Raw genomic sequence first — 12,832 nt, 5'->3', positions numbered from 1 at the left:
GTGCAGGAAATCTGCGGAAGTGAAAGGATGGATCCCGAAATCCATGACGATGGAGGTCAGGATGGTGGATGCCGATCTGCGCACGGCGCTCGATGAGACCGACCTGCGTCTGCTGCACGCGCTGCAGGTCGAGCCGCGCGCGAGCTGGAGCGAGCTGGCGCCGATCGTCGGTGCCGATCCGGCCACGCTCGCGCGGCGCTGGGCCCGGATCGACGAGCAGGGGCTCGCCTGGGTGACCGGCCACGGTGTGCGGCAGGTCGCGCTGCTCGAGATCGAGTGCGACCTCAGCCTCCTCGAGCAGGTCGCCGCCGAGCTGCAGCACGAGCGCCAGGTGATCGTGCTCGACTTCGTCTCGGGCGAGCGCGACCTGCTGGCGCTGTACATGGGCAGGGATCTCGCCGAGATCTCCGCCTTCGCGACCCGGCACCTCGGCGCGATCTCCGGGGTGCGCCGGGTGCGCACGCACATCGCCAACGACATCCTCATCGAGGGGTCGCGCTGGCGCCTGCGCGCGCTCAGCGCGGCGGAGGTGGCGCGGATCCGCCCGCCCAGGCCGCCCCGGGAACGCGCGGCCCGCCGTGTCGACGACGACCTGCGCGAGGCGATCGAACGCGAACTCTGGCGTGACGGCCGCGCCAGCATCGCCGACATCGCCGCCCGCACCGGCTTCGGCGCGCAGCGCGTCTCCGACGCGATCGCGACGCTCCGGCTGCATGGCGAACTGCAGCTGCGCATCGACGTCGCGAGGGGAGCCTCGGGCTGGCCGGTCTACACCTGGTACTTCGTCGAGGCGCCCGCACGCACGATCGAGGCTGCGCGCACCGCGATCGCGGCAGTGCCGGAGGTGCGCCTCGCGTTCACCGCCTCGAGCCGTTACAACCTGATCCTCGCCGTCTGGCTGCGCCGGATCGCCGATATCAACCGCTTCGAGATGGCCCTCGAACAGGCGCTCGAGGGGTCTCGGATCGCCGACCGCGCCGTCGTGCTGCGCATCGCGAAGCACATGAATCGCCTCATCGGTCCGGACACCCGCGCGATCGGATCCGCGCTGCGGTACTGAGTGCCGCCACCACCGCCTCGGACTGCGGTCGGCGGTGCTCGCGTCGCGACGTCAGAGCCGGTAGACCCGGCGCGCGTTGTCCGCGCCGATCATCTCCAGCACCCGGCAGGCATCGGCCTCGCTCCACTCCCCTTCTCGCACCCAGCGCGCCAGTGCGACCGCCATGCCGCGCCGCCATAAAACCGATCCGACGAGGTGCAGCTCAGGGAGCCCGAAGGCGTCCGAGGAGTACAGCTGCTTCGCGAACGGGGCGAGCTCGAGCGCCTCCGCGACGAGCTGCCGGCTCTGCGCGCCGAGGTAGTTCACGCCCAGCCCGATGTCGAAGTAGACGTTGTCGAAGCCCTGCGCCAGGTACGCCGCCTCGCGGTGGTACGGGTAGCAGTGCAGCAGCATGATCGGCGTGCCCAGCACGTCGGCCCGGCGGAGCAGCGGCAGCAGCAGCATCGGGTTGGTGCGGTGCAGGTCGAGGTCGCGGTCGCCGAAGCCGACATGCACCTGCAGCGGCAGGCCGAGCGCGACGGCCGCGTGCACGACGAACGCCTCGAGCACGGGATCCGACAGCCGCGGCTTCTCCTGGCCGAGCGCGGCCCAGCGCGCCACGGCCGCTGCCACGGCGGTGTCGGTCGGCGGCTCCCAGTCGATGTCGAAGCCGACCCGGTACGCGACGATCGTCTTGAAGCCCTTGGCCTCGACCGCGGCCTCGGCGATCGCGGCGCGGAACGCCTCGGCGAAGTCGGCCGGAGCGACGCCGGAGGCGAGCAGCCCCTCGGCGACGAGCTCGAGCCGCACGATCTCGCTGGTCGCACCGCCCGACTCCTCCGCCATCGCGGCCGGATCCGTGATCGGGCGCAGACTGAAGCCGGTGTCCATGACCCAGTGCTCGACACCGGCCGGGCGCAGCAGCAGCCGGTTCAGCTCGGCGGGCGCGAGCGCGCTGCGCGCCACCCAGTACTCGTCGGCGGGCGCGTGCCGCTCGATGCCCAGCAGCGGTGCGCACCAGCGCCGGAACGCGAAGCCGGGCTGGGAGTCGAACTGCGTCATGAACGCGGGGATCGGATCCGTCGACGCCTCGTTGAACGACTCCTCGAACGCGGCGCGGTCGATCTCCTCGACGTAGCAGCCGTGCACGTGGTGGTCGATCAGTCGCAGCGACTGCGCAGCCTCGGCCAGGCGAGGCGGGATGCCCTCCAGCCCCTCCAGGATCCAGTTCTCGTCGAGCGTGAGCTCACCAGCCGGCATATTCCTGCACCTCCTCGTCGCTGACCCGACCCGCGATCGCGTCGGCGATCGCCCGGTCGAGGACGTCCGCCGCGCGGTCGATCTCATCATCGGTGATGACGAGCGGCGGCGTGATCTCCAGGACGTTGCCGCCCACGTAGTAGACGACCGCGCCGAGCTGCCAGGCCCGGTAGACGACGCGGCGCGCCAGGTCGCCGTCGGGTTCCAGGCCGTCGCGGTCGCAGACCAGCTCGAGCCCGATCGTGAGGCCGCGGCCGCGCACGTCGCCGATGCGCTCGGCGGACAGACCGCCCGAGACGCCCTCGCCCGCGGCCAGGCGTCGCAGCGCCGCCGCGAACCGGGCACCAGCCTCGGCGGCGCGCTCGACGAGCCCCTCCTCGGCGATGGTCCGCAGCACGGCCCGGCCCGCGGCGGTCGACACCGGATTGCCCGCGGTGGTGAGCAGGGCGGATCCGGCCGGGTGGTCGAGGATCGCGGCCGGCCCCACCGCCGCGGAGAGCGGGATCCCGGCGCCGAGCGCCTTGCCGAAGGTGACGATGTCGGGCACGACGCCGTCGTGCTGGAACGCGTGCAGCGTGCCGGTGCGGGCGAGGCCGACCTTGACCTCGTCGACGACGAGCGGCACCCGGGCCGCACGGCAGACCTCGTGCACCGCGCGGAGGAACCCGTCCGGCGGCACCACGAGCCCGCCGTCGGAGAGGATCGGCTCGACGATCAGGCAGGCGACGCGGTCCGTCGCGAGGGCGCCGCGGATCGCGGTCAGGGACGCGGCGACGTCGGCGTCGATCCCGTCGGGGCCCGGTCGGAACGGGTTCGGATAGGGCACGAGCACGAGATCCGGATCGCCGTCGTGTCCGGCCTCGATCTGCTGTCCGGAGACGCCCATCGCCAGGCCCAGGCCGCCGTGGTAGCCGTGCTCGAACGCGACCACGGTGCGGCGCCCGGAGGCGTGCCGGCACGCGCGCAGCACGACGTCGTTGGCGTCGGATCCGGCGTGCCCGAGATAGACGCGGCGCTCGCCCCCGCCCGAGGCGGGGACGATCGCGAGCAGGTCCTCGGCGAGCCCGACCGAATCGGGGTGGATCGCCGACAGCCCGCCCGCGCCCGGAGCGGTGCGCACGGCGCGGGACACCGCCTCGACCACGGCGGGGTGGCCGTGGCCGAGGCCGTTCGCGGTCCAGGTCGCGGACAGGTCGATCAGCTCGCGCCCGGCGGGGTCGACGAGGATCGAGCCGTGCCCGCTCGCGACCTCGAGCGGGAAGAAGCGCAGCTTCTCGATGCCGGCGATGGCCCGGGCGTCGCGCTCGAGCAGCGACGGGCTCATCGATCCCCGTCCGGGCCGGTGAGATGGATCGGGTCGAGTTCCTTGCCGAGCCCGGGCAGCTCGAGCTCGCGGGCCAGCGAGGCGCCGACGCGCTTGGCGATCCGGGAGGCGGCGAGCGCGAGGACGAGGCCGAGTGCGCACCACAGCAGAGCGACGATGCCGGCCGCAGACGGATCCGCCGAGTCCTTCACGTTGAACCAGATCACGATGGCGATCACGACCGCGCCGAGGACCGGCAGCACGGTGCCGAGCACGCGTCCCCCACCGCCGTGCACGGGGTGGAACCGGCTGTGGTTGACGAAGTACACCGCAGCCACCTCGACCATGAGGTACGCGACCATGAGGCACACGGTGCCGGCGACCGCGAAATAGAAGTACGCGTCGATCGCGGCGTTGCCCGTGCCCATCACGGGCCAGCCGGTGGCGGCGCAGATCAGCAGCGTCACGACGACCACGCCGAGCACGAGCCAGGCGGCGCGGCGCGGGCCGCCCTTGGGGTGCAGCACGCCGAGCGAGCGCGGGCCGAAGCCGTCGCGGGAGAAGGCGTAGAGCATGCGGCTCGCGGTCGCGACGGTCGCCATGTGCGATCCGAACGCGGCGCAGGTGGCGGTGAAGATCGCGATCACGCCGAACCACGGACCGATGTACTGCGTACCGAGGTCGCCCAGGGTGTTGCCCGAGGTGCCGAAGGCCTTGAGACCGGCCTCGTCGGTGCCGAATCCGATGGTCTCGGCGAACATCACCACGACGAAGAGCACGCCGGTCAGCAGCAGGGTGCCGAACAGCGCGCGCGGGATGTTGCGCTTGGGGTTGTTCGTCTCCTCGCCGAGCGAGGCGCACGCCTCGAACCCGGCCCAGGACAGGAACGCGGCGACCACTCCCGAGAGCACCTGGCCGACGTCGACGCCGGTGAAGCTGAAGCTGGAGAAGTCGACGCCCGTGGTGTGCGCGCCGCCGTGGCCGAAGATCGCGACCACGAGGATGATCATCGCGACGATGCCGACGCCCTCGATGACGAGCAGCACCTTCGCGATGAGGGCGACGTCACGCCCGGCGAGGAGGAACGACACGACCGCGCCGAGGATCATCAGCAGCGGCCACGGCAGCTGGAAGGGGTGTTCGACGCCCGGCTGGAACGCCGCGATGAGCGCGTTCACGAAGGCGGCGGTCAGCGCGAGCGTGCCGATCGAGAACCCGACGTAGGCGCCGAGCATGGCCCAGCCGGAGAAGAACCCGGTGCGCGGACCGATCGTGCCGCCGATCAGGCCGTACGCGGATCCGGCGTGGTTGAGGTGCCGGGTCAGGCGCATGAAACCGTAGCCGACCAGCGCGACGCCGATCGCGCCGATCACGAACACGAGCGGCACGGACTTGCCGACGATCGCGACCAGGCCCTGGCCGTTGCCGGACATCGCGAGGGTCGGGCCCACGGTCGCGAGCGAGAGGGCGAGCGCCGCCCACAGCGGCAATGCCCGGCGCGGGGCGGATGCGGGCGCCTCGACGGGCGTCCCGGTGGATTCGGTGGCGGACATTCGGGTCTCCTCCGTGGGGGATGGATGAGGGATGGTGCGGTCGGTGCCGCGGGGTGGGGTGTCTTGGTCACAGGACCGGTCGACATGACGGATCCGGCGTGAGTTCCTTCGACAGGCTCAGGGGCCGGGGAGAGTCAGCTCCAAGCGAGGCGCAGCGCAGCGGTGATCTCTTCGGGCGTCGCGTCGCCGAAGGCGGCGAGCTCGTGGCGGCGCACCGCAACCGCGCCCTCGACGATGCCCGGGCCGAAGAGCTCCCGGGCGAGCGCCGAGGCGGCAAGCCGGTCGAGGGCCGCGGACGGCTCGGCGTCGAGCCGGAGCCGAGCGAACTCGGGCGTCTCCGCGGGGTTGCCGACGACCTCCGCAGGCAGCGGCAGTCCGCGTTCGATGCCGCCCAGCGCGGATCCGAGGAACGCCGCCGCGGCGAGGTAGAGGTTCGCGCTCGGGTCGACGATCTTCAGCTCGATGTTCGCGCCGTGCGGATTGCCGGGCGTGCCCGCGAGGAACCGCAGCGCGGCCTCGCGGTTCTCCAGTCCCCAGCACACGGCGGCGCCGGACCAGGATCCCGGCTTCAGCCGCAGCGAGGAGACCACGGACCCGGCGTAGACCGCGAGCAGGTCCGACAGGCCGTCGAGCACTCCCCCGATCGCGCTGCCGCCCTCGGGCGCGAGGCCGTGCGGACCGTCGCCGGTGCCGAACAGGTTCTGACTGTCGCGAGCGAGCGAGAGGTGCAGGTGCATCCCGTTCCCGGATCCGCCGACGAAGGTGAGGGGCGAGAACGAGGGGGCGAGACCGTGGCGGGCGGCGACGAGGCCGATCAGGATCCGGGTGAGCACCGCGGTGTCGGCCATCTGCACGGGGGGCAACGGCGCGAGCGAGACCTCGAACTGGTCGGTGCCGTACTCCGCGTGGATCTGCTCGGCGCCGACCTGGGCGTCCTCGAGCGTGCGGGTGAGGTCGGTGAGGAAGGCGCGCCGCGCCACGACCGAGCGCATGCCGTAGGCGGCCCAGGACGACTGCTCGAGCCGGGATCCGTCGGGGTTCACCAGGGTGAACTCGAGCTCCGCGCCCATGAGCGCCGTGAGGCCTGCGGCGGCGACCCGCCGCTCCTGGTCGTTGAGGCGGCCGCGGGCGCACAGCTCCGAGCGGGCGCCGCTCTGCTCGTGATAGCAGGTCGGACCCCACGCCAGGCCGTCGCCGATCGGACGGACCGCCGCGGCGTCAAGCCGCAGGCGCAGATCGCCGGAGACACCGATGTCGTCCGTGAAGGCGATGCCGTTGTCGGCGCAGAACACCACCCATGACGGGGACGCGCCCATGCCGGACTCCACGAAGCTCGCCAGCCGGCGGACCGGGACGGCCTTGCTGCGGGTCACGCCCGCGAAGTCGAGGGCGGTACCGACGAGGAGCTCGACCCCGCTGTCGTGCAGCGCGCGGGCGTAGGCGGCGGGGTCACGGTCGTTCGGTTCGCCGATGGTCACAGGTCGTCCCTTCTTCGGGTTTCACTTCGTTGTGCGGCATCGTTGCAGCATCGCGTTACAGGATCATGTCACGCCTGTTACAGTGTTGCACACTTTACAGATTCTGTTACGTTTGAATCAGAATCGTGAACACCGCGGTCGTACGCTCGACCGCCTGGAGCGGAGGTCGCCATGTGCCGTCTGTTCGCCTACGTGTCCCCAGACACGTCCACGGCCGATCGTGAGCTCGGCGAGGACGGCATCGAGAGTTTCCTCTCGCTCGCGCGTCTGCACGGGGACGGCTGGGGCTGGGCCGGCGTGGAGCACCTCGGCGACGCTCCGATCGTGCACAAGTCGCCGCTGTCGGCGGCGGTCGACCCCGAGTTCCGGCGCACGATCGGCACACCCGGGCACGCCGCGATGATGCATCTGCGGTGGGCGACCCTCGGCCTGCCCGTCGAGCTGCACAACGCCCATCCGTTCCGCAGCGGCGATGTGTCCTTCGAGCACAACGGATCCCTCAAGCCCATCGACAAAGCCCGCGCGATGCTCTCGCCCGAAGCGCTGGCCCGCATGACCGGCGACACCGACAGCGAGATGTACTTCGTGCTCATCCAGGAGCAGCTCGCCGCAGGTCTCAGCCTGCCGGAGGCCACCCTCCAGGTGGCACGGCGCCTGCGCGAGGCGTTCCCGCTGTCCAGCCTGAACGCGATCCTGCTCGACCGGCAGCAGCTCGTCGCAGTGCACGCGAGCGCCCGCAGCGTACTGCCCGATGACGACCTCGAAGAGATCGCCCAGCTCGGCGGACTGCCCGATGAGCACAACGAGGACTACTTCGCGCTGCGGTGGAAGCGCTCTGCGGACGGCACGCTGCAGATCAGCTCGACCGGGGTGGCGGGGAAGGGCTGGACGCCGCTGCCTCCCGAGTCCGTCACGACCGTTCGGCTGGACGACGGCACGATGCGCACCGAATCCATCGACGCCCGCCACCCCACCGCCGCATGACAGACTGAGCGGTATGGCCGACGACGACACCCTCGCCGACCTGGTCGCCGCAGCCCTGCCCTCGCTCAGCCGCGCCGGACGCCAGGTGGGCCGGGTGCTGCTCGCCGACTACCCGAGTGCGGGCCTGTCGACGCTCGCCGATCTCGCGGCGCGCGCGGGCGTGAGCCCGCCGACCGTGCTTCGTTTCGCGCAGAGCCTGGGCTTCGGCGGCTTCACCGAATTCCAGCGGGCGCTTCGCGATGAACTCACCCGGCGGTCTTCGGGCCCGCTCGTCCGGCTGCGGGCGCCAGCGGAGGCGGGCACGCCGCGCGAGGTCGTGGTGCGTGACGCGACGGCGCAGGCCGAGCGCACCCTCGAGTCCTTCGCGCGGATCCCCGACGCGTCATATGCGGCCGCGGTCGACCTGCTGGCGGATGCCGGGCGACGCATCCTGCTCACCGGAGGCCGTTTCACCTACCTCGCCGCCTACCACCTCGGCACCCACCTGCAGGAGCTTCGCCCCGGGGTGAGGATGTTCAACGACCCATCCGGTCACGATCTCGGCGCCATCATCGACATGACCCAGCGCGATGTGCTGGTGCTCTTCGACTTCCACCGCTATCAGCGCAGCGCCGCCGATCTCGCCGCGGCCGCCAAGCACCGCGGAGTCGCACTCCTGCTCATCACCGACAGCCTGGAGTGCCCGATCGCGCCCCGTGCCGACGTCGTGCTCGACGTCGCGAGCACGACGGACCGAGCGTTCCAGAGCGACTCGGCGGCGTTCATGCTCAACGAACAGCTGCTGAATCTCGTGCTGGAGCGGATCGGCGAGCCGGCGCACACGCGTCTCGCACTGTGGGAGCGCATGCGCGAGGGCGAACTGCTGACGTGACCCTGTGTGGTGTTCCTACAGCGTGCGCTGCAGAAACACCACGTCGAGCGAGCGGCCGAACTTGACGCCGACGTTGCGCAGGTGGCCGGCGTCGACGAAGCCGAACCGCCGGTGCAGCGCGATGGAGGCGGCCGCGGCCGTCGGCTCGATCACCGCGATGATCTCGCGCAGCCCCGCCGCGGCGCTCGCGTCCAGCAGCTCCCGCAGCAGCGCCGCACCCAGGCCCCGCCCTGCGGCCTCGGGCCGGAGGTAGATCGTGTTCTCGGCGCTGAAGCGGTAGGCCGACTTGGCGCGCCAATGCTGCGCGTAGGCGAATCCCAGCACCGCTCCCCCGGCGTCCTCGGCGGTCAGGAACGGCAGACCCGTGGCGGCGAGCAGCTCGTGCTTGTGCTCCCACGCCGCCAGCTCCGTCTCCTCCTCATCGAAGGTCACCGTGCTGGTGCGCACGTAGTGGTTGTAGATGTCCCGGATCGCGACGAGGTCCTCGCTGCAGGTGGGGCGGATCCGGACGGCGTCGCCGGGACCGGTGGCGGTGGGGTCGTCGCTCACGCGATCCTCCAGTCGACGGGTGCCGCACCCTGCTGCTCGAGAAGAGCGTTGGCACGGGAGAAGGGCCGGGATCCGAAGAAGCCCCGGCTCGCCGACAGCGGCGACGGGTGCGCCGAGGCGATCACCGGAGTGTCGCCGAGCATGGGCCGCAGCCCTTCCGCATCCCTGCCCCACAGCACCGCGACGAGCGGCGCGTCACGGGCGACAAGAGCGCGGATCGCGAGCTCGGTGACCTTCTCCCACCCCCAGCCGCGGTGGGACGCGGGCGTGCCGGGTCGCACCGTGAGCACCCGGTTCAGCAGCATCACGCCCTGGTCGCTCCAGCTCGAGAGATCGCCGTGCGGCGCGGGCGGGATCCCGAGGTCGGTCTCCAGCTCGCGGTAGATGTTGGAGAGGCTGCGCGGCAGCGGCCGCACCGCCCTGTCCACGGCGAACGACAGCCCGATGGGATGCCCCGGGGTCGGATACGGATCCTGTCCGACGATGAGCACCTTGACGTCGGCGAGCGGACGGGTGAAGGCCCGCAGCACGTTCTGACCGGCCGGCAGGTAGCCGCGCCCCGCGGCGTTCTCCGCGCGCAGGCGGTCGCCGAGCTCGGCGACCAGCGGCGCGACGGGAGCCAGCGCCTCGGCCCAGCCCGGGTCCAGCTGCCCGTCGGCGGCGAGCTCGGCCAGCGACTTCGGCATCAGAGCGCTGCCCGGTCGCTGGAGACGGTCACGCCGTCGGAGCCCGCGAAGACGCGCCACACGCTGCCGGCGCCGGCGATGCGCAGGCCCTCGGCGTCCGCGATGAGCACGGTGCTCTCGTCGATGCCGACGCCGCCGTCGACCGCCCCGGCCTCGGTGGCGGCGATGAGCCGGGACAGGGTGCCCCACTGCGAGACGTGCACATCGACGGAGACGTCGACGAGCCCGATGCCGGGCACGACCGTGACCTCGTCGAGGTCCTCCGCGGTCTCCTCGGGGGCGACCGCGATGCCGCCGATCCGCCAGCCGCCGAGGATCGCGCGCTCGGCGGCGATCATCGCGCCGGCCGAGAAGCCGAGGTAGGGCGTGCCGCCCTGCACCGCGGTGCGGATGCGGTCGTAGCAGCGCTCGAGGGCGGTGTGGTACGCCGGGGTGAGCCCGCCGCCGATGACGATGGCGTCGACGTCGTCGAACACGGCCGGATCCACACGGTCGGTCAGGCCGACTGTGGTCGTGCGGGTGTCCAGCTCGAGCGCACCATCGGCCGTGAGGGCGTCGACGAGATGTCCGGCATGCCCCGGATGGGCGTCCTCCCGGACGGTGACCACGGCGATCCGGGGGACGGCGACGCCGTTCACGGCGGCGACGGCCCGGGCCTCCGCCGCGAAGGGCGCGAACGCGGCGCGGCCGAACCCGCCGCCGATGAGGTGCACCCCCACGCTCAGTCCTCCCCGCGCGGGCGCAGCGGTCCGCGTGCGAGCAGGTGTGCGGCGGCCTGCGCGACGGGGCGGATGACGACGAGGTCGAGGTTGACGTGCCCAGGGGCGTTCAGCGCGTACGCGATGAGATCGGCCACGTCCTCGGCGACGAGGGGCGCCTCGACGCCCGCGTAGACGGCCTCCGCCGCCACCTCGTCCCCGCCGAGCCGGCGCAGCGCGAACTCCTCCGTGTGCACGAGTCCCGGCGCGATCTCGGTCACCCTGATCGGCTCGCCGTTCAGCTCCTGGCGCAGCACCTGCGGGATCATCGACTCCGCGGCCTTCGCGGCGTTGTAGCCGGATCCGCCCGGGTACCCCTGCCGGGCCGCCGTGGACGTCAGGAACAGCAGGTCCGCGTGGCCGCCGCCGGCCGCGGCCGCGCGCAGCTGCGGCAGCAGCGCCGCGGTGAGCTGCTGCACGGCGAGCACGTTCGCCTCGAACATCCACCGCCACTTCTCGGCGGATCCGTCCTCCACACGCTCCGTGCCCCGTGCGCCGCCCGCGACGTGGACCACGGCGTGCAGCGGCCCCGTCTCCGCGAGGTGCGCGGCGAGGCCGGCGATCTGCTCGGCGTCGGTGAGGTCGGCGGCGTACGCGGTGGATCCGGTCTCCGCGGCGAGCGCCTGCAGCCGGTCCTCGCGGCGCGCGACGCCGACGACGTCCCAGCCGGTGGCGCGCAGCGCGCGCACCGTCGCCTCGCCGATACCGGTGCTCGCCCCGGTCACCACCGCTCGCCGGTGCTGTTCTGCCGCGGAATCGCCGGAGGTGGATCCGGCCGTGGAAATGCTCGTCGCCATGCCATAACGCTACGGGATCCGCCTGTTACGTCACATTTCCCGCGCCTTGTTGACAGCGTCGCGGCTTCGTACTCTCGATGCAATGCCACCGTCCCCTCGCCGGCCGAGGGACGGCCCCCACCCACCCTGCGACGCGGTTCGGTGTCGCTCATCTCAAGGAGACATCATGACCGCTGCCGAGAACTGGCGCTTCGAGACCAAGCAGATCCATGCGGGCGCGGCACCCGACCCCGTCACCAAGGCCCGGGCCACGCCGATCTACCAGACCACGTCGTACGTGTTCGACAACGCCGACCACGCCGCGAACCTGTTCGCCCTCGCCGAGTTCGGCAACATCTATACCCGCATCCAGAACCCCACCCAGGACGTGCTGGAGCAGCGACTCGCCGCGCTCGAGGGCGGCACCGGCGCGCTCGTGCTCTCCTCCGGACAGGCCGCGTCGACCTTCGCGATCCTCAACATCGCCCAGGCCGGCGACCACTTCGTGTCGAGCTCGTCGATCTACGGCGGCACCTACAACCTGTTCAAGTACACGCTCGCGAAGCTCGGCATCGAGGTCACCTTCGTCGAGAACCAGGACGACATCGAGGAGTGGCGCCGCGCGATCCGCCCGAACACCAAGCTGTTCTTCGCGGAGACCATCGGCAACCCGCAGATCAACGTGCTCGACATCGCCGGCGTCGCCGGCGCCGCGCACGAGGCCGGCATCCCGCTCATCGTCGACAACACGATCGCTACCCCGTACCTCATCCGCCCGTTCGAGCACGGCGCCGACATCGTGGTGCACTCGGTCACCAAGTTCCTCGGCGGCCACGGCACCACCATCGGCGGTGCGGTCATCGACGGCGGCAAGTTCGCCTGGTCGCAGAACGTGGACAAGTTCCCCGGACTCACCGAGCCCGACCCCTCCTACCACGGCGCCAGCTACACCACCGCGGTGGGCGACGGCCTCGCGTACATCATCAAGGCGCGCGTGCAGCTGCTGCGCGACCTCGGCTCGGCGATCGCCCCGCAGAGCGCCTGGAACCTCATCCAGGGCATCGAGACGCTGTCGCTGCGCATCGAGCGCCACGTGCAGAACGCGCAGGAGATCGCCGAGTGGCTCGACGCCCGCGACGACGTCGCCACGGTCAACTACTCCGGTCTTCCCACCTCGCCCTGGTACGCGGCCGCGAACACCTACGCCCCCAAGGGCGTCGGCGCGGTGCTGTCGTTCGAGCTCAAGGGCGGCGTCGACGCCGGCCGCGAGTTCGTGAACAACCTCACCCTGTTCAGCCACCTCGCCAACATCGGCGACGTCCGCTCGCTGGTGATCCACCCGGCCTCCACCACGCATGCCCAGCTCACCCCCGAGCAGCAGCTCACCGCGGGTGTGACCCCCGGTCTCGTGCGCCTCTCGGTCGGCCTCGAGAACATCGACGACCTCAAGGCCGACCTCGACCAGGCCCTCGCCGCCGCGCGCAAGGTCTCCGAGGCCGCCCGCGCCTGACGACTCCTCCTCAGAGACGGAACCGCCCCGGATCAGCCGATCCGGGGCGGTTCCGTGTCTGCGCG

12 protein-coding genes are annotated in these 12,832 nt (G+C 71.7%); 4 read left to right on the top strand and 8 right to left on the bottom strand.

The window, feature by feature from the left end:
• Positions 1-61: 61 nt before the first annotated feature.
• Entirely contained in the window at positions 62-1,060 is a 999-nt protein-coding gene (locus ACYQ1L_RS06210; protein WP_460003366.1) for an Lrp/AsnC family transcriptional regulator, read from the top strand.
• A gap of 51 nt (positions 1,061-1,111) precedes the next feature.
• Here the strand turns inward: ACYQ1L_RS06210 and ACYQ1L_RS06205 are convergent, their stop codons facing one another.
• The 4 genes from ACYQ1L_RS06205 to ACYQ1L_RS06190 form a co-directional block, all read right to left on the bottom strand.
• Entirely contained in the window at positions 1,112-2,299 is a 1,188-nt protein-coding gene (locus ACYQ1L_RS06205) for an amidohydrolase family protein (protein ID WP_460003365.1), read from the bottom strand.
• The gene (locus ACYQ1L_RS06200; protein ID WP_460003364.1) at positions 2,286-3,623 is read right to left on the bottom strand and encodes an aspartate aminotransferase family protein; all 1,338 of its coding nucleotides are present in this window, start codon (positions 3,621-3,623) and stop codon (positions 2,286-2,288) included. Before ACYQ1L_RS06200 ends, ACYQ1L_RS06205 begins: the two co-directional genes overlap by 14 nt.
• The gene (locus tag ACYQ1L_RS06195) at positions 3,620-5,155 is read right to left on the bottom strand and encodes an APC family permease (RefSeq protein WP_460003363.1); all 1,536 of its coding nucleotides are present in this window, start codon (positions 5,153-5,155) and stop codon (positions 3,620-3,622) included. Before ACYQ1L_RS06195 ends, ACYQ1L_RS06200 begins: the two co-directional genes overlap by 4 nt.
• A gap of 134 nt (positions 5,156-5,289) precedes the next feature.
• A complete protein-coding gene (locus tag ACYQ1L_RS06190; RefSeq protein WP_460003362.1) occupies positions 5,290-6,633 on the bottom strand; it encodes a type I glutamate--ammonia ligase in 1,344 nt (447 codons plus the stop codon).
• Positions 6,634-6,804: 171 nt separating this feature from the next.
• Between ACYQ1L_RS06190 and ACYQ1L_RS06185 the strand changes: the two genes are divergently transcribed.
• Both ACYQ1L_RS06185 and ACYQ1L_RS06180 read left to right on the top strand, forming a co-directional pair.
• Entirely contained in the window at positions 6,805-7,617 is an 813-nt protein-coding gene (locus tag ACYQ1L_RS06185; protein ID WP_460003361.1) for a class II glutamine amidotransferase, read from the top strand.
• A 13-nt stretch (positions 7,618-7,630) separates the two neighbouring features.
• Positions 7,631-8,488 (top strand): MurR/RpiR family transcriptional regulator, encoded by an 858-nt coding sequence (locus tag ACYQ1L_RS06180; protein ID WP_460003360.1) that lies wholly within the window; start codon positions 7,631-7,633, stop codon positions 8,486-8,488.
• 15 nt (positions 8,489-8,503) lie between these two features.
• On the opposite strand, the gene ACYQ1L_RS06175 is transcribed toward ACYQ1L_RS06180, so the two are convergent.
• The 4 genes from ACYQ1L_RS06175 to ACYQ1L_RS06160 are packed head-to-tail and all read right to left on the bottom strand — an operon-like array spanning position 8,504 to position 11,278.
• Positions 8,504-9,037, bottom strand: coding sequence for a GNAT family N-acetyltransferase (locus tag ACYQ1L_RS06175; protein WP_460003359.1), 534 nt, complete (start codon positions 9,035-9,037; stop codon positions 8,504-8,506).
• Positions 9,034-9,723 carry a uracil-DNA glycosylase gene (locus tag ACYQ1L_RS06170; protein WP_460003358.1) on the bottom strand — a complete coding sequence of 230 codons (690 nt, stop codon included), beginning with the start codon at positions 9,721-9,723 and terminating at the stop codon, positions 9,034-9,036. Before ACYQ1L_RS06170 ends, ACYQ1L_RS06175 begins: the two co-directional genes overlap by 4 nt.
• Positions 9,723-10,442, bottom strand: coding sequence for a Type 1 glutamine amidotransferase-like domain-containing protein (locus ACYQ1L_RS06165; RefSeq protein WP_460003357.1), 720 nt, complete (start codon positions 10,440-10,442; stop codon positions 9,723-9,725). Before ACYQ1L_RS06165 ends, ACYQ1L_RS06170 begins: the two co-directional genes overlap by 1 nt.
• A gap of 2 nt (positions 10,443-10,444) precedes the next feature.
• The gene (locus ACYQ1L_RS06160; RefSeq protein ID WP_460003356.1) at positions 10,445-11,278 is read right to left on the bottom strand and encodes an SDR family oxidoreductase; all 834 of its coding nucleotides are present in this window, start codon (positions 11,276-11,278) and stop codon (positions 10,445-10,447) included.
• 166 nt (positions 11,279-11,444) lie between these two features.
• Here ACYQ1L_RS06160 and ACYQ1L_RS06155 point away from each other — a divergent pair, with 166 nt between their 5' ends.
• Entirely contained in the window at positions 11,445-12,767 is a 1,323-nt protein-coding gene (locus tag ACYQ1L_RS06155) for a bifunctional o-acetylhomoserine/o-acetylserine sulfhydrylase (protein WP_460003355.1), read from the top strand.
• Positions 12,768-12,832: the final 65 nt, after the last annotated feature.

It is taken from the genome of Microbacterium xylanilyticum (assembly GCF_054654695.1).
Note: the sequence above shows the minus strand (reverse complement) of the source record. Positions and strands in the feature narration are given on the sequence as shown.

What these genes read in the sequence shown, in the direction of transcription:
- ACYQ1L_RS06210 (WP_460003366.1), top strand. Translation starts at nt 62, where the DNA reads ATGGTGGATGCCGATCTGCGCACGGCGCTCGATGAGACCGACCTGCGT.
- ACYQ1L_RS06205 (WP_460003365.1), bottom strand. Translation starts at nt 2,299, where the DNA reads ATGCCGGCTGGTGAGCTCACGCTCGACGAGAACTGGATCCTGGAGGGG.
- ACYQ1L_RS06200 (WP_460003364.1), bottom strand. Translation starts at nt 3,623, where the DNA reads ATGAGCCCGTCGCTGCTCGAGCGCGACGCCCGGGCCATCGCCGGCATC.
- ACYQ1L_RS06195 (WP_460003363.1), bottom strand. Translation starts at nt 5,155, where the DNA reads ATGTCCGCCACCGAATCCACCGGGACGCCCGTCGAGGCGCCCGCATCC.
- ACYQ1L_RS06185 (WP_460003361.1), top strand. Translation starts at nt 6,805, where the DNA reads ATGTGCCGTCTGTTCGCCTACGTGTCCCCAGACACGTCCACGGCCGAT.
- ACYQ1L_RS06180 (WP_460003360.1), top strand. Translation starts at nt 7,631, where the DNA reads ATGGCCGACGACGACACCCTCGCCGACCTGGTCGCCGCAGCCCTGCCC.
- ACYQ1L_RS06170 (WP_460003358.1), bottom strand. Translation starts at nt 9,723, where the DNA reads ATGCCGAAGTCGCTGGCCGAGCTCGCCGCCGACGGGCAGCTGGACCCG.
- ACYQ1L_RS06160 (WP_460003356.1), bottom strand. Translation starts at nt 11,278, where the DNA reads ATGGCGACGAGCATTTCCACGGCCGGATCCACCTCCGGCGATTCCGCG.
- ACYQ1L_RS06155 (WP_460003355.1), top strand. Translation starts at nt 11,445, where the DNA reads ATGACCGCTGCCGAGAACTGGCGCTTCGAGACCAAGCAGATCCATGCG.